The organism is Salmonella sp. HY31 (assembly GCF_042604575.1).
GTDB lineage: Bacteria > Pseudomonadota > Gammaproteobacteria > Enterobacterales > Enterobacteriaceae > Salmonella > Salmonella diarizonae.
The window spans coordinates 1,067,301-1,087,016 of sequence record NZ_CP170479.1 but is presented as its reverse complement, the minus strand read 5'-3'; the positions used below and the strand labels follow the sequence as shown (position 1 = coordinate 1,087,016).

Genomic DNA, 19,716 nt, shown 5'->3' with positions numbered 1-19,716 from the left:
CACCCGGCTTTTTTATTACCGGCTCTGTTTACGTAACAGATAAATAAAGTACGGCGCACCAATAAAGCTTGAAAGCAGTCCCGCCGGGATCTGATACGGAAATAGCGCCATCCTGCCGCACCAGTCGGCAAAGACCAGTAAAACGCCCCCCGCCAGCGCCGAGATGACCATATGCGGTATCGTCCGGCGAAAACCGAGCATCCGCGCAATATGCGGCGCCATCAGTCCAACGAAACTCAGCGGCCCAATGGTCATCGTCGCGGCTGCCGTCAAACAAGCCGCCAATGCCAGCAGCGCGATACGCGACGGCGTGAGCGCCATACCCACCGCGCGCGCGGCATCGCCGCCCAGTGGCAAAATCGTTAACCAGCGGCGACACAACGGCACAATTGCCAGCAAAATCACCATCACTATCGCGGTTCGCGTAACCTGCCCGCCAGTAGCGTTATAGGTAGATCCTGAGATCCAGGTCAACACTTCCGCCATCCGCGGATCGCCGCTCGCCTGGAGCATCATTAGCAGCATGGTAAACGCGGTGCTGAGCGCCATCCCCGCCAACAACATCCGTTGCGGCGAAAAACCGCCGCGTCCGGCGGTTATCATAATGATCAGCAATGTCGCCGCCGCGCCAAGGCTTCCGGCAGGCAGTAGCCAACCGAAAGCATTCCCCGGCACCAGAAACAGCATCAACACCACGCCAAACGCAGCCCCGGAACTGATCCCCAGCACTTCAGGACTGGCCATCGGATTACCGGTCAGACGCTGAATAATACAGCCCGCCACCGCCAGCATGACGCCCGCCATTAACGCCGCCAGTATCCGTGGCCAGCGCCACGGCATCAGCTCCTCAAGCAGCGTTCCGCTCGCCCACGTCCAGCCGTGCGCGTCACGACCAAAAGAGAGCGCGACCCATGTTGCCAGCAGCAGGAGCGCCCCACCGGCAACGGTAAAAGCGAGGACATGCCGACGTTCCGCCGCCACGCGATCGCTGGCGTTCATATCCGGCGCGCTCATGTTTTTAAGCCGCGGCAGCAGCCATAGCAGTAGCGGCGCGCCGATTAATGCCGTCACTGACCCGGTGGAGACTTCCATCCATATGCGAGTTAGCCAAAGGATAATCTGATCGGATAGCCACAAAATAAGTGCCCCAATGAGCGGCGCCAGCATCAGGCGCGCCAGCAGGCGTCTTGCGCCAAGCATTTTCGCCAGCAGCGGCGCAAACAGACCGATAAAACCAATAATGCCCACTGCGTTGACCAGCAGCGCGCTCAACACAATCGCCAGCGACAGCGCCGCCAGACGCGCTAACGACAGCGCCAGCCCCAGATTACGCGCAACGCCGTCATCCAGCCCCATCAGCGTCATCGGACGTAACAATAATAAAGTGAGCATTACGCCGCCCACCAACTGGGGCCACAGACGCTGCACGCCGCTCCAGTCAGTTTGCGTCAGCGTTCCGGTGCTCCATAAAAACATGCTTTGCAACTGATCGTGATGGAAAATCACCAATAGCTGGTTGATAGCCCCGCAATAGAGGCTGACCACCAGCCCGGCGAGGATCAGGGTTACCGGCGACAAGCGTTTGCCCCACGCCACACCAAACACCAGCGCGCCGACGATGCAGGCTCCCGTCAGGGCGGCAAACTGCGTCGCCAGCGCGCCGGGAATCGCCCATAGCGTAGTCACCGTGATCCCCAATTGCGCACCGGTCGCCACGCCCAGCGTGGTCGGTTCCGCCAACGGGTTACGTAATACTTGCTGGAACAGTACGCCTACCAGCCCAAGCCCCGCGCCTACCAGCAGTGAAATCGCCAGTCTTGGCAGCAGACTGTAATGAAAAATCATCTGTCCAATGGCATCAACATCCGGCGACCACATCGCCTGCCGCCACTGGTCGCGCGGTAGCGCTATGGAGAGATTCGTCCAGGTCAGCCAGACCGCGATGATAAACAACCCAACCAGCAGAAAGGCCGGGAAGCGCGCCACACGTTTATTCACGCCTTCCCTCCCAGCACGTTATTCAGGATGCGGACAAAATGCATCGTGGAGAGGGTCGCGCCATAGAACCAAACGGCAGGCACCCGGTGAAAACGCCCGGCGCGGACAAACGGCATGGCCTGCCACAGCGGCGTCGCCATCAGCGCATTCATATCGGTGTTATTCCCGTGGTCGAAGCAAATGACATCCGCCTCTTTATACATCGCCAGCCGATCGATGCTGACCGCCGTACTGCCCCAAAAGTTGGTTTCCCCCTGCCAGGCGTTACGGATGCCATACTCGTCCAGCACCTCCTGGAACAGGCAGTTCGGGCCCAGCACCAGCATATGCCGCGGATCGATAAGCGTCGTCATCAGTAACGGACGTCCCCCGCGGCGGATAAAACGCGGCTTCTGGCTTGCGATGAAGCGATCGTATTGCGCCAGATGTTTTTCTGCCGCGGCTTCCAGATTCAGCGTCTGCGCCAGCTCAACCAGCGATCGTCGGGCCACCGCCAGCGGCTTTTTGCCGTCGCTAAAATCGAACCCGCGCCCCGGCGCGATCCGCGCCAGTTTCTCCGGCGAGGGTCCGTAACCTGCCGACCAGACCATAAACGACGGCTTCATCTCCGTCAGCAGTTCAAGATTGGGTTCAGTGCGAAGACCTACATCAATCACCGAATCCGGCAACGGCGGTTCGCTAACCCACAGCTTATAATTTGGCACGTCCGCCACGCCATAAGGCGTAATACCGAGCGCCAGCAACAGCTCAACCGGCAGCCACTCCAGCGCCACAATCCGGCGGGGATCGATAGCGGCAGCCTGCGCCGTATTCATTTGCCAAAGCAGCGGCGAGAGCGCCATCGCCGTTAATAAACGGCGGCGAGTAAGAGGATATAAATCACGCATTAATACACAAAACTCACAGGTGCGGCGCCCGCCGGATGCGGAAGGATGCCCATCGGGATGCCATAAATCTGCTCCAGGGTGTCGCTGCGCATGAGTTCCGCAGGTGTTCCTTGCGCAATCATTTCGCCGCCGCGCAGCGCCACCAGATAGTCGCAATAACGCGCCGCCATATTGATATCATGCAGCACCGCAATCACCGTCAGGCCACGTTGTTGGCTTAAGCGATGCACCAGCGCCAGCACGTCAACCTGATGGGCGATATCCAGCGCTGACGTCGGCTCATCCAGCAGCAGACAACGGCTGTCCTGTGCTACCAGCATTGCGATCCACGCGCGCTGGCGCTCACCGCCGGAAAGACTGTCTACCAGACGATGTGCCAGCGGTTTTAAGCCGACCAGCGTAATCGCCTCTTCTACTTTTTCCCGGTCCGCGACGCCAAAGCGTCCCAGCGCGCCGTGCCATGGATAGCGGCCAATCGCCACCAGTTCGCGCACCGTCATTCCTTCCGCCTGCGGCAATTGCTGAGGCAGATACGCGACTTTGCGGGCAAACGCCTTGCTGCTCCAGCTCGCCAGCGGCTGATTGTCGAGCAGAATATCCCCTTCGAAAGGCGGCTGATGGCGTCCCAGCATTTTTAACAGCGTGGATTTACCGGAACCATTATGGCCGATAAGTCCGGTGACGCGGCCTGCGGGAAACGTTAACGAAAGAGGGTGTAAAAGCGTGCGGCCCGGCACGCGAAAGGCGACGCTTCGCAGCGCAAAGGTGGTATCGGGATGAATGTGGTTTTCCTGCATCGCAGCCAACTTGTAAAACGGGCACGGCAAGCCGTGCCCAAAAAGAAATTAGAAACGGAAGGTTGCCGTTGCGACAACCTGACGCTCCGCGCCCCAGAAACAGCCGTAGGTCTGGAAGCAGCTGGCGACGTATTCGCGGTCAAGCAGGTTGTTAACGTTAACCGCAATGCTGGAGCCCGCCATACCAAAACGCGCCAGATCGTACTTGATGACCGCATCCATCACCGCTGCACTGCCTACCTTGAAGCTATTGGCCGGATCGCCGTAACTGGAACCAATAAAACGACCGCCAGTTCCCAGCGTTAAACCTGACAACGGACCTTGGTTAAAGGTGTAATCGCCCCATAGCGAAGCCATGTGTTCAGGCACCTGCTCTGGAGTATTACCTTTCAGGTTAGTGTCTTTCGTGTATTCAGCATCAGTATAAGTGTAAGACGCCGTCATATTGATGTTAGCCGTCAATGCTGCTTTGGCTTCCAGCTCTACACCTCGCGCGCGAATTTCACCTGCCGGCACCTGCGCTACTGGGTTGGTTGGATCGGCGGTCAGGTTATTGGTTTTGGTCAGTTGATAAACGGCCCCCGTAACAACAACCGGCATCTCTTTCGGTACGTATTTCACCCCTGCTTCATATTGCTCGCCTTTTGACGGCTTGTAAGAAACGCGTGGAATGTTCCATAAATCGAAGGCGCTTGGCTCGAAAGATTGGCTATAGCTGAAGTAAGGTGAAATCCCATTATCGAATACGTAGTTTACGCCACCGCGCCAGGTGAACTGGTGGTCATTACGTTCAATATAGCCTTCCATCGGCGTTATGGAATTCTGACGTACCGTTGTCGCTTGTTTAGACCAGTCATAGCGACCGCCGAGGGTAAACACCCACTTATCCCATTCCGCCTGATCCTGAATATAGATGCCTGTTTGTTTACTTTCGTTCATCTGGTACGGCTCAGCGCCGCCGAAAGCGAAGTATTCAGGATGGTAGTTATTATAGAGATCGATTGACGGCGCACTGCCAAACGTGGCGTTAATATCATTACGCATACGCATGAAATCGACACCCGTCAGCAACGTATGATCAATATCGCCGGTTGCGAATTTACTTTCCAGTTGTGTATCTACACTGAAATTCTGTAAACGCTCGTTGTCAACGATAGTACTGCGGTTAAGCGTATGGCCGTCTGCCGCAATCCCCGTACCATAGACGCTTTTTTGCGCGGTTTTCATTTCAGCAAAACGTAAATTCTGGCGCACGGTAAAGGTGTCGTTAAAGCCATGCTCGAAACTGTATCCCACCATTTTCTCGTTACGAGAATAGGTGTTGTTTGACGCCCCTTCGTTGAAATCCGTCGGCAGGCGTTTGCCGTTTGGCAGCGGTTCAACCGTTCCTTCTTTCGGCAACCAGCCGTAGTAGCCAATCTCTGGTTCATTCTGGAAATAAGAGAGGAACGTAAAATTCGTTTTCTCATCAGGACGCCAGGTAAAAGAGGGGGCAATAGCATAGCGTTGCGACTCAGAACTCTTTTGCTGCTCATTTGTCGAACGCGCCAGCCCCGTCAGACGATATGAGAACTCACCGTTGTCATCCAGGGAATCACTAAAATCAAAACCGGTCTGGAACAAATTGTCCGTCCCCATTTTGAATTGAATTTCTTTCAGCGGCTCAGTAGTCGGCCGCTTGCTGACCATCGAAATGATACCGCCCGGGTTGCTCTTACCGTAGAGAACGGACGTTGGCCCGCGCATCAGCTCAACACGCTCCAGCATATAGGGATCGATGACCGCATCGTTATAAAAATTACCCTGTAGCTTCAATCCATCCAGATAGTTATTTTGACTCAGACCGACAGATGAGAAACCACGAATGATAACGAAATCATAGGTATTGGAAGCGCCGCGACTGCTTACCGTTACGCCCGGCGTGTAACCCAACGCTTCTTTCACCGACTGGAACTGATGCATTTGCATCTCTTCGTTGGTCACGACCGAAACAGACTGCGGCGTCTTTTCGATAGGCGTATCAGTTTTGGTGGTTGTGGCGGAACGCTTCGCGGCAATGGTCGGAGCCGGTCCCCAGGCGCTTTCCTGCGGGGCAGACGCTGCGGTTACGGTAATGGTTTCTTCTTTCGGTTGAACCGCCGCCTGTGCGTAGACAGACATGCCGCTAACCGCTGTGGCTACTACAACTGCGATTTTACGCAGTGAGGAGTTTGGCTGAGCAGTTTTAAGACGCGCCATTGGTATATCTCTGATGAAAAGTGAATGATAACGTAAACGAGAATTATTATTATAACCGCAGCATAATAGGCGAAATATCGTCGCAATGGCAAGCGATACGCGGCCCTACGAAAACTAAGGGGTTAAGAAACAACCAGATGAAAGGAAAGGGTTAATAAATTAGACTGGAATGTTATTTACGGGGGATTTGCCGGATGGCGACGCAAGACGTCTTATCCGGCATACGGGAGTGCGTAGTGTGGTCGTAACGGTGTAGGCCGGGTAAGCGCTGCGCCACCCGGCACTATTACCGCAATTAATTGCCGCCGAACATCTCTTTAATCCAGCCGGCAACGCCGTCGCTCTTCTCTTCTTTCGGCGGCTGTTGCTGCGCAGGCTGCTGCTGAGATGACTGATCGAACGGATTGCCTGACGGCTGCTGTTGCTGCATCATCTCGCCCTGCTGGCACAGCGTATTCGGATCGTCCGTCCAGACCGGTAGAGTTCGCACGCCGCCGCTACAGACAAAATTACCGTCGTAATCAACGCCCATATCCACCACATCTTCCGGCGGCGTCAGAACTAAAGGCGTCGGCGTCTGGTTCGCCAGATAGCGCTGGTAAATCGCCATCGCGCCGCTGGCGCCATACAGTTTAGTCGGCTGGTTGTTATCACGACCTACCCAGGTGATGGTTACCTGGCTGCCGTCGATACCGGCAAACCAGGTATCGACATTGTTGTTTGTCGTCCCGGTTTTACCCGCCAGATGCAGACCCGGATATTTCGCGCCAAGCTGACGCCCCGTACCACGCTGGACGACCTGCTGCATTGTCCAGAGCGTCAGGTAAGCCGCCTGTGCCGGTACGGCGCGTTCAGCTTGCGGATAACTTTGGTACAGCACCTTACCATCTTCCGCAATAACCGAACGCAGCGCTGATAACGGCGCGCGATTTCCGCCGCTGGCGATAGTCTGAAACGCTTGCGCAACTTCGATCGGCGTCAGGTTCAGCGCCCCTAGCAGCATAGCCGGAACCGGATTGAGCTGATCTTTCGGCACGCCGAGCTTCGTCCAGGTATCGGTTACCGCTGGTAAGCCTAACGCCATCCCCAGATTTACCGTCGGTACGTTCATCGAGCGAGTTAACGCATCCACCAGCATTACTTTCCCGCTTTCGCTGTAGCGACGATCGTCGTTCTGCGGCGACCAGATCTGACCATTCGGCTGGCGCAGAGAAATCGGCGCATCGGCAATCCAGGTGTTCAAGCGGTATAAGTTCGGCTGACTTAGCGCAGTCAGATAGGTGGCCGGTTTCGCCAGCGACCCGATGGAACGACGCGCCTGCATGGCGCGGTTATAGCCGGCATACTGCGGCTCCGCCCCACCGACCATCGCGCGCACCTCGCCGCTAAAGCGATCCACTACCACCATCGCAGTTTCCAGATCGCTCAACTTACGCTGTTTCTTTAACGCCGGAATGCCTTCGACAACGGCTTTCTCTGCGGCATCCTGCGCCACGGAGTCAAAGGTGGTGAAGATCTTCACGCCGGAAAGATCTTTAATTTTATCCCCCAGCTTCGCCTGCAGTTCCTGACGAACCATCTGCATAAACGCCGGCTGCGGTGAAATAACGCCGCCGCGCGGCTGTACGCCAAGCGGACGCGCGCTCAGCATGTCATAGAGTTCCTGATCGATGATTTTCTGCTGCTGTAGCAGGCGTAGCACCAGATTACGACGCTCCAGCGCCAGTTTCGGATTGCGCCACGGGTTATAAATCGACGCCCCTTTTACCATCCCTACCAGTAACGCCTGCTGATCGAGGCTCAGTTCTTCTACCGGACGGCCAAAGTAATACAGGCTTGCCAGCGGGAAACCGCGAATTTCATTGTCCCCGCTTTGACCGAGGTAGACCTCGTTCATGTACAGCTCAAGGATACGATCTTTGCTGTAACGGGCATCCATGATCAGCGCCATGTAGGCTTCATTCGCTTTACGCCAGTATGATCTTTCGCTGGAGAGGAACAGGTTCTTCACTAGCTGTTGGGTCAGCGTACTGGCCCCCTGCACCGTGCGTCCCGCCGTCAGGTTGGCCAGTACCGCACGCCCGATGGAGTAAAGACTAATGCCATCATGCTCATAGAAATGACGATCTTCCGTCGCCAACAGCGTATCGACCAGCAGATCCGGGAAACCGCTGCGCGGGACGAATAAACGCTGCTCGCCATTTGGCGAAGAAAGCATGGTGATAAGCCGCGGATCGAGGCGGAAGAAGCCAAACTGGCGGTTGTTATCCAGATTGACAATGGTTTCCAGACGCCCGTCATCGAAAGTCAGCCGCGCGCGCACCTGCCCTTCTTTGCTGTCCGGGAAGTCAAACGGACGACGGATCATCTCAATGCTATTGGCCTGCACGGTAAATTCGCCGGGACGAGTCATCTTCGTCACCAGACGATACTGCGTCGCTTCCAGCAATTTCACCATCTCGTTTTTGCTGACAGGCATGTCTGGCTCAAGGTTCACCATCCGGCCATATACCGCCGCCGGAAGCTGCCAGACCTTGCCATCAATACGGCTGCGGATTTTTTGATCCAGATAGACGCCGTAAATGGCGAACAGCACCACAAAAACGATAAACAGTTTTAACAATAGCCACAGCCAGCCGCGCTTGCCACGAGGCTTACGCCCTTTGCCCTTACCTTTACGCGGCATCGGTTCTTCATCCTCATAGTCATCATCATAGTCGTCGTCATGCTGCCGACGACGGCTCACCTTTTGTTTCACAGGACGCGACGGTTTCCCTTTACGTCCAATCGGCTCGCGGTCATTCCCCGCCATGCTTTTTCTCCGCAACATACAGGCGCAAAGGCCCGATTCTCTATTCTTCCGCCAGACGACAGAAGAAGAAATCTCTCAATTTACCCTTTCGCCGGAGGGCGATTAACGCCTTATCCGGGCTGGGGCAACGTATAACACGTCACGAATACTTCTTCGTGCGCCGCGTTGGGGCCGTATTCGCCGGATCGTCCGGCCAGACATGTTTGGGGTAACGGCCCTTCATCTCTTTTTGCACTTCGCGATACGCGCCCTGCCAGAAAGCGCTTAAATCGCGCGTAATCTGTAGCGGTCGCTGCGCGGGCGAAAGCAGTTCCAGCACCAGCGGCACTCGCCCCTGCGCAAGCGTCGGCGTACTTGCCTCGCCGAACATTTCCTGCATTCTGACCGCCAGTGCGGGCGGGTTATCTTCATGATAACGAATCGTTATTCGGCTTCCCGTCGGCACAGTGTAATGCCCAGGCAGTTCACTATCCAGACGTTGCAGCATGGGATAGTCAAGCAGTCCCCGTAACGCCTGAGTCACATTCAGAGATTTCAGACTTCGTAACGACTGTACGCCTGTCATGTGCGGCAGCAACCAGTTTTCCAGAGTCGCCAGCAGCGACGCCTCATCCACGGCAGGCCAGTCATATTCCGGCAGCCATTTCGCCGCACAGTGCAGACGCAGACGGAACTGCTCCGCTTCCGGCGTCCAGTTAAGGACGGCCAGACCTTTATCGCGGATGCCGTTCAGCATCGCCTGATGAAGCTCCTCTTCAGACGGCTTCGCCAGTGGCTGAACGTTAACCGTCAACTGCCCAATACGCATTCTGCGCCACGCTTTCAACGTTCCCTGCGCTTCGTCCCATTCAACCGTGTCGGACTGGCGCAGTAAATCAGGACACGCCTGAATCAGCGAGGCGATATCCAGCGGCTGCGCCAACAATATTCGGGCGTCCGGCGAGGCGCTACCTTGCAGCAACAGCGGCGCGATCAGCCATTCATGACGTCCCAACGCGTCATCCGCGTCCAGCATCGCCCCCATGCCATTGGCTAACTGATAGCGCCCTTCCTGACCACGACGCCGCGCGATGCGGTCGCTAAACGCTCTGGCCAACAGCGGCACGATAAGCGCGCTATCCGGCTCGCCATTACGTACCTGCAGCCGTTTTAAAAGCTGCTGGCTACGCTGCTGCCAGCCCGGCTGTCGCCGCGAAAATACCACGCTTAAATCCGTACCGCCGCCGCGCGGCGGGTCCTCAAGGATTGCCGCGAGCATAGCGGCGGTGGCGGCGCTATCGCCCTCGCCGGCGTTGACTAACATCGCCGCCAGACGCGGATCGTTACCTGGTGCCGCCATTTTCCGGCCCCGCGCGCTTAATCTCTCACCCTCCAGCGCGCCTAACATCAATAATAAACGGCGGGCGGCCTGAAGATTCACTTCTGGCGGCCTGTCCAGCCAGAAAAGCAATGCCGGATCGTGACATCCCCACTGCAACACCTCCATCAACAAACCGGAGAGATCGCTGTGTAAGATTTCCGGATCGCTTTGCGCCGCCGCCCGCTCCGCCTGTTCTTTTGCCAGCAGATGTACGCAGATACCCGGCGCCAGTCGTCCGGCGCGCCCCGCGCGCTGCGTCATTGACGCCTGACTTATACGCTGCGTAACCAGCCGCGTCAGTCCCGTTCGCGCGTCGAATCGCGCCACGCGCTCCTGAGCGCTATCGACGACCAGACGAATCCCTTCAATCGTCAAACTGGTTTCGGCAATGTTAGTCGCCAACACCACTTTACGCATCCCGGCAGGTGCGGGAATAATCGCTTTGCGTTGCGTCTCCAGAGACAATGCGCCATACAGCGGACAAAGCAGGACATCGCGCCCTACCCGCGACGCCAGATGTTCATGAACGCGCTGTATTTCGCCTACGCCGGGTAAAAATAGCAGCAGCGAACCACTTTCATTGCGCAGCAGTTCCGCTGTCGCCATCGCGACGGCCTCATCAAAACGCAAATGCGCCGCGAGCGGCTGATAACGTCGCTCCACCGGAAACGCGCGCCCCTCCGAGACGATCGTCGGCGCATCGGGCAATCGCTGACAAAGCCTGTTGTTATCCAGCGTCGCAGACATGATTAACAGCCTGAGATCGTCACGGAGCCCTTGCTGGATATCCAGCAACAGCGCCAGAGCTAAATCCGCCTGTAAACTGCGCTCATGAAATTCATCCAGTATCACCAGCCCCACGCCGCGTAATTCGGGATCGCGCTGGATCATTCTGGTCAATACGCCTTCTGTCACCACTTCCAGCCGGGTATGCGGCCCCACGCAGCTTTGCGCGCGCATCCGGTAGCCTACCGTTTCGCCTGGCTTTTCATTCAGCCCTTCCGCCAGACGCTGCGCGACATTACGCGCCGCCAGACGACGCGGTTCAAGCAGGAGGATTTTTCCAGCAACCGGACCTTGTTGCAGGAGTTGCAACGGCAGCCAGGTGGATTTCCCCGCCCCGGTAGGCGCGGACAACAAAACCTGCGGCGCGGTTTTTAGGGCGGTCAACAATTCAGGCAATACGGCGGCAACGGGCAATGACGTCACAAACGGCTCCACAGGGTTAACTTTCTTTGCGCCGCATTGTAGCATCGTGTTAATCCATAACCGAGTATCCCTATGTCTGAGCCAAAACGGCTGTTTTTTGCTATTGACTTACCCGACGAGGCGCGCGCGCAAATTATCGCCTGGCGCGCCGTCCATTTTGCATCTGAAGACGGACGCCCCGTCGCGGCGGCGAACCTACACCTGACACTGGCCTTCTTAGGCAACGTCAGTAACGATAAGCAGCGCGCGCTTGCGCAACTGGCCGGACGAATTCGCCAGCCGGGCTTTACGCTGCATCTGGATGACGCCGGTCAGTGGCTGCGTTCGCGCGTTGTGTGGCTGGGGATGCGCCAGCCGCCGCGCGGGTTGTTGCAGTTGGCGAACATGCTGCGCGCGCAGGCCGCCCGCAGCGGTTGTTACCAAAGCCCGCAGCCTTTTCACCCGCATATTACGCTGCTGCGCGACGCCAGCCATGCGGTGGCTATCCCGCCGCCGGGCTTTTGCTGGTCATTCCCGGTCACGTCGTTTGCGCTTTACGCCACTTCGTATGGGCAGGGCCGCACCCGCTATGCCGAGCTACAGCGCTGGACGCTGGGCGAATAATCATGAAGGAATTTCGATGCTATTCTCACCCCCTTTACAACGCGCTACGCTGATTCAGCGCTATAAACGTTTTTTAGCCGATGTGATCACCCCTGACGGTACGGCGCTCACGCTGCACTGTCCTAATACTGGCGCAATGACCGGCTGCGCCACGCCTGGCGATACCGTCTGGTATTCAACATCAGAAAATACTAAACGCAAATATCCGCACACCTGGGAATTGACTGAAACGCAATCCGGCGCATTCATTTGCGTAAATACTCTGTGGGCGAACCGGCTAACGAAAGAAGCGATTCAAGCGAATCGTCTGCCAGCTCTGGCGGGGTACAATATTCTGAAAAGTGAAGTCAAATATGGCGCCGAACGCAGCCGTATAGATTTTATGTTACAGGCAGATTTCCGCCCGGACTGCTATATTGAAGTGAAATCGGTCACGTTAGCGGAAAAAGAAAACGGTTATTTTCCCGATGCCATCACCGAACGAGGGCAAAAACATCTTCGGGAGTTGATGGGCGTTGCGGCGGCAGGTCATCGCGCGGTGGTGTTGTTCGCGGTGCTGCACTCCGCCATTACACGTTTTTCACCCGCACGTCATATCGATATAAAATACGCGCAGCTATTGAGCGAGGCTCAGAATAAAGGTGTGGAAGTTTTAGCTTATAAAGCAGAACTTTCAGCCACAAAAATGGAACTGAACGAACCAGTACCCATAACGTTGTAGTGGAATAACCGCCTGATTAATAAGTATTCTGGCCGCGTGCGTAAATACGCTTTTCCTCACAGGGTTGTCAAGTGTTACGTTTAGATAATTGCTATCCGGAAAAGCATCTGCTATTTATAGCGACCTGATTTTCCCCCGAACATGGGGATCGATAGTGCGTGTTAAGGAGAAGCAACATGCAAGAAGGGCAAAACCGTAAAACATCGTCCCTGAGTATTCTCGCCATCGCTGGGGTGGAGCCGTACCAGGAGAAACCGGGCGAAGAGTATATGAACGAAGCCCAGCTATCGCACTTCAAGCGTATTCTTGAAGCATGGCGTAATCAACTCCGGGATGAAGTCGATCGCACTGTGACGCACATGCAGGACGAAGCCGCTAACTTCCCCGATCCGGTCGATCGCGCCGCGCAGGAAGAGGAGTTTAGCCTGGAGTTACGTAATCGTGACCGTGAGCGCAAACTGATCAAAAAGATCGAGAAGACGCTGAAGAAAGTGGAAGATGAAGACTTCGGTTATTGCGAATCCTGCGGGGTGGAGATTGGTATCCGCCGCCTGGAGGCGCGTCCGACAGCCGATCTGTGCATCGACTGCAAAACGCTGGCTGAAATTCGCGAAAAACAGATGGCGGGTTAATCCCGTTCGTTTCTACCCTATTTATGACAGGCGGGAGTTTTCCCGCCTTATTCTTTATTGCCCGCAGCATGACTGACTCACACTATATTGGCCGTTTCGCGCCGTCGCCATCCGGCGAACTGCATTTCGGCTCGTTAATCGCCGCCCTCGGCAGCTATCTACAAGCCCGCGCGCAACGCGGAGTCTGGCGCGTTCGCATAGAGGATATCGATCCCCCACGTGAAGTTTCCGGTGCCGCAGCGACCATTCTGCGTCAACTGGAACATTACGGCCTGCACTGGGATGGCGAGGTCTTATGGCAATCACAGCGTCATGAGGCCTATCGCGAGGCGCTGGCCTGGCTTCACGAGCAGGGACTGAGCTACTACTGCACCTGCCCCCGCTCGCGCATTCAACGTCTGGGCGGTATTTACGACGGCCATTGCCGGACGTTATGCCACGGGCCGGAGAATGCCGCCGTCAGAATTAAACAGCAGCATCCGGTGATGCGTTTCCATGATGCCTTGCGCGGCGACATCCAGGCTGACCCACAACTGGCTAGCGAAGATTTTATTATCCACCGCCGCGACGGACTGTTTGCTTATAATCTGGCCGTAGTGGTCGACGATCATTTTCAGGGGGTGACGGAGATCGTCCGCGGCGCGGATTTAATCGAACCCACTGTCCGACAACTTTCACTGTATAAACAGTTTGGCTGGCGTGCGCCAGGTTACGTTCACCTTCCGCTGGCGCTCAACGAACAAGGCGCTAAACTTTCCAAGCAGAATCATGCCTCTGCGCTTCCAACGGGCGATCCGCGCCCGGTACTGGTCCAGGCATTACGCTTTTTAGGCCAGCGCGCCGTCGTAGCGTGGCAGGAGATGTCTGTTGAGGAGTTGCTGCGCTTTGCAGTGGCGCACTGGAGGCTTACAGCCGTACCCACATCGGCTAATGTAAATCCGGCATTCTCAAATGCGTCTCGCTGAGCTATGATTAGCCGCTATTTTTACTCATCGTCTTTCGCATTGCTGCGGCGTTAATGAAGCTTACAGCCCGGGTCGCGTTGTTCTCTTACGCCCGTCTGCCGTAATGCGAAAGACATAGAGTAAGTTGATCTTATTAATGTATGACACTACCGAGGTGCGCTATTTTTACCCGAGTCGCTAATTTTTGCCGTAAGGTGTTAAGCCGCGAGGAGAGCGAGGCAGAACAAGCCGTCGCCCGTCCACATATGACGATTATCCCGCGTGAACAGCACGCTATCTCCCGCAAAGATATCAGTGAAAATGCCCTCAAGGTACTGTACAGGCTGAACAAAGCGGGCTATGAAGCCTACCTGGTCGGCGGCGGCGTCCGCGATCTCCTGCTCGGCAAAAAGCCGAAGGATTTCGACGTGACCACCAACGCTACGCCGGACCAGGTACGGAAATTATTCCGCAATTGCCGTCTGGTGGGACGTCGTTTCCGCCTGGCTCACGTGATGTTTGGCCCGGAAATTATCGAAGTGGCAACGTTTCGTGGTCATCATGAAGGCAGTGAAAGCGACCGTACTACTTCCCAGCGTGGGCAAAACGGTATGCTGCTGCGCGATAATATCTTTGGCTCTATCGAAGAAGATGCTCAGCGCCGCGATTTCACCATCAACAGCCTTTACTACAGCGTGGCGGATTTTACCGTGCGCGATTACGTCGGCGGGATGCAGGATCTGAAAGAAGGCGTGATTCGTCTGATCGGCAATCCGGAAACGCGCTACCGCGAAGATCCGGTTCGGATGCTGCGCGCCGTGCGTTTCGCCGCGAAGCTCAATATGCGTATCAGCCCTGAAACGGCGGAACCAATCCCGCGTCTGGCGACCTTGCTAAACGACATTCCTCCCGCACGCCTGTTCGAAGAGTCGCTGAAGCTGTTGCAGGCGGGGAACGGTTTTGAAACCTATCAACAACTGCGGGAATACAACCTCTTCCAGCCCTTGTTTCCTACCATTACGCGTTATTTCACCGAAAACGGCGACAGCGCAATGGAACGCATCATTGCGCAGGTGTTGAAGAATACGGATAACCGCATCCGTAACGAGATGCGCGTTAACCCGGCATTCTTGTTTGCCGCCATGTTCTGGTATCCGCTGCTGGAGATGGCGCAAAAAATCGCTCAGGAGAGCGGCCTTGCCTATTACGATGCTTTCGCGCTGGCCATGAATGACGTGCTGGATGAAGCCTGCCGCTCGCTGGCGATCCCGAAACGCCTTACCACGCTTACCCGTGATATTTGGCAGCTTCAGTTACGGATGTCGCGACGTCAGGGCAAACGCGCCTGGAAGCTGATGGAACATCCCAAATTCCGCGCCGCGTTTGATTTGCTGGAGCTGCGCGCTCAGGTGGAAAATAATACTGAACTGCAACGTCTGGCGCAGTGGTGGGGCGAGTTTCAGGCTTCCGCGCCGCCGGAACAAAAAGGGATGCTTAACGAGCTGGACGACGATCCTGCTCCGCGCCGCCGCCGTTCACGTCCGCGTCGAAAAACGCCGCGTCGCGAGGGTGCCGCATGACGATCGCATATATCGCGCTTGGCAGTAATCTGGCTTCTCCGCTGGAGCAGGTCAATGCCGCCCTGAAGGCTATCGCCGATATTCCCGATAGCCGTATCGTCGCGGTTTCTTCGTTTTACCGCACGCCACCGCTTGGTCCACAGGATCAGCCTGACTACCTGAACGCCGCGGTGGCTCTGGATACCGCTCTCGCCCCCGAAGAATTGCTTAATTATACCCAGCGTATTGAACGACAACAGGGTCGCGAGCGCAAAGCGGAACGCTGGGGACCGCGCACGCTGGACATCGATATCATGCTGTTTGGCGATAAAATCATTAATACCGAACGTCTGACGGTGCCGCACTACGATATGAAAAACCGCGGCTTTATGCTGTGGCCGCTGTTTGAAGTTGCGCCTGAATTGATCTTTCCGGACGGGCTCACTCTGCGCCAGCAACTTACGCTTCTGGCAGTAGAAAAACCGGCCAGTTGGTAAAGGATTTCCCCCTTTCTTTAGCGTTTACTGCTTTCACGCCAATCGATTGCTTAAATCAATTGCCCCTCTGAATATGACTGTTAGAATGCCGGGAAATATAACCTTTACCATCAGGAAACGTTATGAAACCCACCACTATCGCCCTGTTGCGCAAATATAAGCAGGAAAAAAAACGCTTCGCCACCATTACCGCCTACGACTACAGTTTTGCCAGGCTGTTCGCCGATGAAGGCATCAACGTAATGCTGGTTGGCGACTCACTCGGCATGACGGTACAGGGACACGACTCTACCCTGCCGGTTACGGTAGAAGATATCGCCTATCACACCCGCGCGGTACGTCGGGGCGCGCCGAATTGTCTGCTGCTGGCCGATCTACCGTTTATGGCTTACGCCACGCCGGAGCAGACATTTGCAAACGCGGCGACCTTAATGCGCGCGGGCGCGAATATGGTCAAAATTGAAGGCGGCGCCTGGCTGGCCGATACCGTCAGGATGCTGGCCGAACGCGCCGTACCGGTGTGTGGTCATCTGGGGCTGACGCCGCAGTCGGTCAATATTTTTGGCGGTTACAAAGTTCAGGGCCGCGGTGATGCGGGTGATCAACTACTCAGCGATGCTCTGGAGCTGGAAGCGGCGGGTGCACAGCTATTAGTGCTGGAGTGCGTACCGGTTGAGCTGGCGAAACGCGTCACCCAGGCGCTCTCCATTCCGGTTATCGGTATTGGCGCGGGCAACGTTACCGATGGGCAAATTCTGGTCATGCATGATGCCTTCGGTATTACCGGCGGGCATATCCCTAAATTTGCGAAAAATTTCCTTAGCACAGCGGGCGACATCCGCGCCGCAGTACGGCAGTATATGGCTGAAGTCGAGTCTGGTGTTTATCCGGGCGAAGAACACAGTTTCCATTAATTAGGGCATTCGTAGGCTGGATAAGACGCATTGCGTCGCCATCCGGGAAAATGCCTGATGGCACGACGCTTATCAGGCCTACAACGTACGGGAACTCAGTCAACTACAGGAGTCATAACTTGTTGATTATCGAAACTCTGCCGCTGCTGCGCCAGCATATCCGCCGTTTGCGTCTGGAAGGCAAACGTATTGCGCTGGTGCCAACGATGGGTAACTTGCATGATGGACATATGAAACTCATTGATGAAGCTAAAGACCGCGCCGATGTGGTAGTGGCCAGTATCTTCGTCAACCCGATGCAGTTTGATCGCCCGGACGATCTGACGCGCTATCCACGCACGTTGCAAGAAGATTGTGAAAAACTGAATAAGCGCAAAGTCGATATCATATTTGCCCCGGCCCCGGACCAGATCTATCCGCAGGGTACGGAAGGGCAAACTTATGTTGACGTTCCCGGCCTTTCTACCATGCTGGAAGGTGCCAGCCGTCCGGGACACTTTCGCGGTGTCGCCACTATCGTCAGCAAATTGTTCAACCTGGTACAGCCGGACATCGCCTGCTTTGGCGAGAAGGATTTTCAACAACTTCGGCTTATCCGCAAAATGGTCGCCGATATGGGCTACGATATTGAGATCGTCGGCGTGCCTATCGTCCGCGCTAAAGATGGACTGGCGCTTAGCTCGCGTAATGGCTATCTGACGGCGGAACAACGTAAGTTAGCGCCGGGTTTATATAACGTGATGAGCGACTTAGGCGAAAAATTACAGGCCGGAGAGCGCGACCTTGAAGAGATGATTGCCATCGCAGGCCAGGAGTTGAATGAAAAAGGCTTCCGCCCTGATGATATCCAGATCCGCGATGCCGACACGCTGCTTGAACTGACGGACGCCAGCAAACGCGCGGTGATCCTGATGTCCGCATGGCTGGGACAAGCGCGGCTTATCGATAATAAAATTATTGAGCTATCCTGAATAGCCGCCGCTGGCGCGCACCACCGTTAGCGCCAGCGGATTATCTGCTCGATCTCATCATCCGTTAAAGTGGTTATCTGCGCCACCGCCTCACGCGTCATTCCGCTCTCCAGCATACGGCGGGCGATATTACGTCGCTCCTCAGTTTTGCCTTCCTGAAGTCCTTCTCGTTTACCTTCCAGCATGCCCTCCCGCCCCCCCTTTTGCATACCTTGTTCTTCAAACCATTCAGCGAGCGTCATCATAGATTCCTCCTGCGGCAATCGGTTCGCCAGTTCCCTGTAAAATACCTGTGGTTGATCAGTATGCCCACGCTGCACCATATAGCTGAGCAGCGAGTTCAGCTGACTTTCCGTAGTGTACTCTGCGCTTATCAGCGTTACCAGCCGCTCCAGCAGCGCGATCCGTCGATGCTGCATGATGTCATCGTCGGGGATAACGGTAATATCCACCAGCGGAAAAGGCTCACTATAGATACGCCGCGCCAGCTCGGGTAAGGCGAACATATCCAGCCAGCTCATCGACAGCGGGTAAGGCGACGTTTTTCCCTGATAAAACAACAGGGGCACCACCAGCGGGAGCGGCCCGTTTTCATCTTTTAAAAGACGGTGCATCGCCGCAATTGCGTAACGCATCATACGAAACGCCATCTTTTTGTCTGCGGTACTTTGGTGTTCAATCAAGACATGGATATAGCCGGATGTCCCCTGCATTTTTACCGAATAAAGCACATCGGAATACTACTCTTTAAGGCTCTCCTCAACAGAGTGACTCGATTCCAGACGCAGCGTATCCAGATCGCAGATCCCCCGTATTTCCGCCGGTAGGTGGATATCCAGAAAATCACGGGCCGTATCAGGGTGCATTAAAAACTGTTTGAAAAAGGCATCGTGCGGCGTGTTGCTTATGAGTTCCATCATCTGACCTGCATTTTCTCGTCCAGTGCGTGCAGTATCCCTTCGCAAATTGCCGGGGTCAGTGAGACATTTTCTCTTTTACGAGGCGGCTCGGGATGAAAATCAATAAGATACAAACATTACTGTCGACTCTGGAAAATAGCGCGCAAACAACGCCAGGAAACGACACGCGATGTATAGACACCCTGTAAAAATCGGGCAATACTGCCTGAGAATTTTCTCAAAGCAGGCGCCGCCTGCTTCGTCATTGATAATGAGTTAAAGGTAGACGTTATGATTCGCACAATGTTGCAAGGTAAGCTCCATCGCGTCAAAGTAACCCAGGCTGACCTGCATTACGAAGGCTCCTGCGCTATTGATCAGGATTTTCTCGACGCGGCCGGAATTCTGGAAAACGAAGCCATTGATATCTGGAATGTATCTAATGGTAAGCGCTTCTCAACCTATGCGATTGCGGCGGAGCGAGGCTCTAAAATTATCTCCGTCAACGGCGCAGCGGCACATTGCGCCGCTGTTGGCGATATTGTCATTATCGCCAGCTTTGTCACCATGAGCGATGAAGAAGCGCGCACCTGGCGCCCAAACGTCGCCTACTTCGAAGGCGATAACGAAATGAAGCGTACAGCGAAAGCCATTCCGGTTCAGGTTGCCTGATTA

At 55.5% G+C, this 19,716-nt stretch carries 15 protein-coding genes and 1 pseudogene; 9 read left to right on the top strand and 7 right to left on the bottom strand.

The genetic code is table 11. The features are described from left to right. Positions 1 to 15: 15 nt before the first annotated feature. The 6 genes from fhuB to hrpB form a co-directional block, all read right to left on the bottom strand. Complete coding sequence (gene fhuB, locus ACE15A_RS05030; protein ID WP_023245770.1) at positions 16 to 1,998, bottom strand: Fe(3+)-hydroxamate ABC transporter permease FhuB; 1,983 nt, start codon at positions 1,996 to 1,998, stop codon at positions 16 to 18. Continuing rightward, positions 1,995 to 2,885, bottom strand: coding sequence for a Fe(3+)-hydroxamate ABC transporter substrate-binding protein FhuD (fhuD, locus tag ACE15A_RS05025; RefSeq protein ID WP_053508771.1), 891 nt, complete (start codon positions 2,883 to 2,885; stop codon positions 1,995 to 1,997). The genes fhuB and fhuD overlap by 4 nt, the downstream gene beginning before the upstream one ends. Continuing rightward, on the bottom strand, positions 2,885 to 3,682 hold the full coding sequence (gene fhuC, locus ACE15A_RS05020) for a Fe3+-hydroxamate ABC transporter ATP-binding protein FhuC (RefSeq protein ID WP_023245768.1): 798 nt from the start codon (positions 3,680 to 3,682) through the stop codon (positions 2,885 to 2,887). The genes fhuD and fhuC overlap by 1 nt, the downstream gene beginning before the upstream one ends. Positions 3,683 to 3,730: 48 nt before the next feature. Next, positions 3,731 to 5,920 carry a ferrichrome porin FhuA gene (gene fhuA / locus ACE15A_RS05015; RefSeq protein WP_053508773.1) on the bottom strand — a complete coding sequence of 730 codons (2,190 nt, stop codon included), beginning with the start codon at positions 5,918 to 5,920 and terminating at the stop codon, positions 3,731 to 3,733. 295 nt (positions 5,921 to 6,215) lie between these two features. Further along, the gene (mrcB, locus tag ACE15A_RS05010) at positions 6,216 to 8,732 is read right to left on the bottom strand and encodes a bifunctional glycosyl transferase/transpeptidase (RefSeq protein WP_023245766.1); all 2,517 of its coding nucleotides are present in this window, start codon (positions 8,730 to 8,732) and stop codon (positions 6,216 to 6,218) included. 139 nt (positions 8,733 to 8,871) lie between these two features. Further along, entirely contained in the window at positions 8,872 to 11,301 is a 2,430-nt protein-coding gene (gene hrpB / locus ACE15A_RS05005) for an ATP-dependent helicase HrpB (protein WP_063390940.1), read from the bottom strand. 72 nt (positions 11,302 to 11,373) lie between these two features. Here hrpB and thpR point away from each other — a divergent pair, with 72 nt between their 5' ends. The 8 genes from thpR (at position 11,374) to panC (ending at position 18,142) form a co-directional block, all read left to right on the top strand. Continuing rightward, a complete protein-coding gene (thpR, locus tag ACE15A_RS05000) occupies positions 11,374 to 11,904 on the top strand; it encodes an RNA 2',3'-cyclic phosphodiesterase (RefSeq protein WP_053508775.1) in 531 nt (176 codons plus the stop codon). Positions 11,905 to 11,920: 16 nt separating this feature from the next. Then, positions 11,921 to 12,625 carry a DNA/RNA nuclease SfsA gene (sfsA, locus tag ACE15A_RS04995; protein WP_023245763.1) on the top strand — a complete coding sequence of 235 codons (705 nt, stop codon included), beginning with the start codon at positions 11,921 to 11,923 and terminating at the stop codon, positions 12,623 to 12,625. 176 nt (positions 12,626 to 12,801) lie between these two features. Continuing rightward, entirely contained in the window at positions 12,802 to 13,257 is a 456-nt protein-coding gene (gene dksA / locus ACE15A_RS04990; protein WP_001155232.1) for an RNA polymerase-binding protein DksA, read from the top strand. A gap of 68 nt (positions 13,258 to 13,325) precedes the next feature. Further along, positions 13,326 to 14,222 (top strand): tRNA glutamyl-Q(34) synthetase GluQRS, encoded by an 897-nt coding sequence (gene gluQRS, locus ACE15A_RS04985; protein WP_023245762.1) that lies wholly within the window; start codon positions 13,326 to 13,328, stop codon positions 14,220 to 14,222. A 161-nt stretch (positions 14,223 to 14,383) separates the two neighbouring features. Then, positions 14,384 to 15,781, top strand: a complete 1,398-nt coding sequence (pcnB, locus tag ACE15A_RS04980) for a polynucleotide adenylyltransferase PcnB (protein ID WP_205128315.1) — start codon at positions 14,384 to 14,386, stop codon at positions 15,779 to 15,781. Next, positions 15,778 to 16,257 carry a 2-amino-4-hydroxy-6-hydroxymethyldihydropteridine diphosphokinase gene (gene folK / locus ACE15A_RS04975; RefSeq protein ID WP_053508777.1) on the top strand — a complete coding sequence of 160 codons (480 nt, stop codon included), beginning with the start codon at positions 15,778 to 15,780 and terminating at the stop codon, positions 16,255 to 16,257. The genes pcnB and folK overlap by 4 nt, the downstream gene beginning before the upstream one ends. Before the next feature lie 122 nt (positions 16,258 to 16,379). Beyond that, entirely contained in the window at positions 16,380 to 17,171 is a 792-nt protein-coding gene (gene panB, locus ACE15A_RS04970; RefSeq protein WP_053508779.1) for a 3-methyl-2-oxobutanoate hydroxymethyltransferase, read from the top strand. Between the two features lie 119 nt (positions 17,172 to 17,290). Further along, positions 17,291 to 18,142 carry a pantoate--beta-alanine ligase gene (panC, locus tag ACE15A_RS04965; protein WP_053508781.1) on the top strand — a complete coding sequence of 284 codons (852 nt, stop codon included), beginning with the start codon at positions 17,291 to 17,293 and terminating at the stop codon, positions 18,140 to 18,142. Between the two features lie 26 nt (positions 18,143 to 18,168). On the opposite strand, the pseudogene ACE15A_RS04960 reads toward panC, so the two are convergent. Then, a pseudogene (locus tag ACE15A_RS04960) lies at positions 18,169 to 19,059 on the bottom strand (Rpn family recombination-promoting nuclease/putative transposase). 273 nt (positions 19,060 to 19,332) lie between these two features. Here ACE15A_RS04960 and panD point away from each other — a divergent pair. Beyond that, positions 19,333 to 19,713, top strand: coding sequence for an aspartate 1-decarboxylase (gene panD, locus ACE15A_RS04955; protein ID WP_023245755.1), 381 nt, complete (start codon positions 19,333 to 19,335; stop codon positions 19,711 to 19,713). The last annotated feature ends 3 nt before the right edge of the window (positions 19,714 to 19,716 follow it).

Coding starts and splice junctions, on each gene's coding strand:
- fhuD (WP_053508771.1), bottom strand. CDS start 2,885: ATGCGTGATTTATATCCTCTTACTCGCCGCCGTTTATTAACGGCGATG.
- fhuC (WP_023245768.1), bottom strand. CDS start 3,682: ATGCAGGAAAACCACATTCATCCCGATACCACCTTTGCGCTGCGAAGC.
- fhuA (WP_053508773.1), bottom strand. CDS start 5,920: ATGGCGCGTCTTAAAACTGCTCAGCCAAACTCCTCACTGCGTAAAATC.
- mrcB (WP_023245766.1), bottom strand. CDS start 8,732: ATGGCGGGGAATGACCGCGAGCCGATTGGACGTAAAGGGAAACCGTCG.
- thpR (WP_053508775.1), top strand. CDS start 11,374: ATGTCTGAGCCAAAACGGCTGTTTTTTGCTATTGACTTACCCGACGAG.
- sfsA (WP_023245763.1), top strand. CDS start 11,921: ATGCTATTCTCACCCCCTTTACAACGCGCTACGCTGATTCAGCGCTAT.
- dksA (WP_001155232.1), top strand. CDS start 12,802: ATGCAAGAAGGGCAAAACCGTAAAACATCGTCCCTGAGTATTCTCGCC.
- gluQRS (WP_023245762.1), top strand. CDS start 13,326: ATGACTGACTCACACTATATTGGCCGTTTCGCGCCGTCGCCATCCGGC.
- folK (WP_053508777.1), top strand. CDS start 15,778: ATGACGATCGCATATATCGCGCTTGGCAGTAATCTGGCTTCTCCGCTG.
- panB (WP_053508779.1), top strand. CDS start 16,380: ATGAAACCCACCACTATCGCCCTGTTGCGCAAATATAAGCAGGAAAAA.
- panD (WP_023245755.1), top strand. CDS start 19,333: ATGATTCGCACAATGTTGCAAGGTAAGCTCCATCGCGTCAAAGTAACC.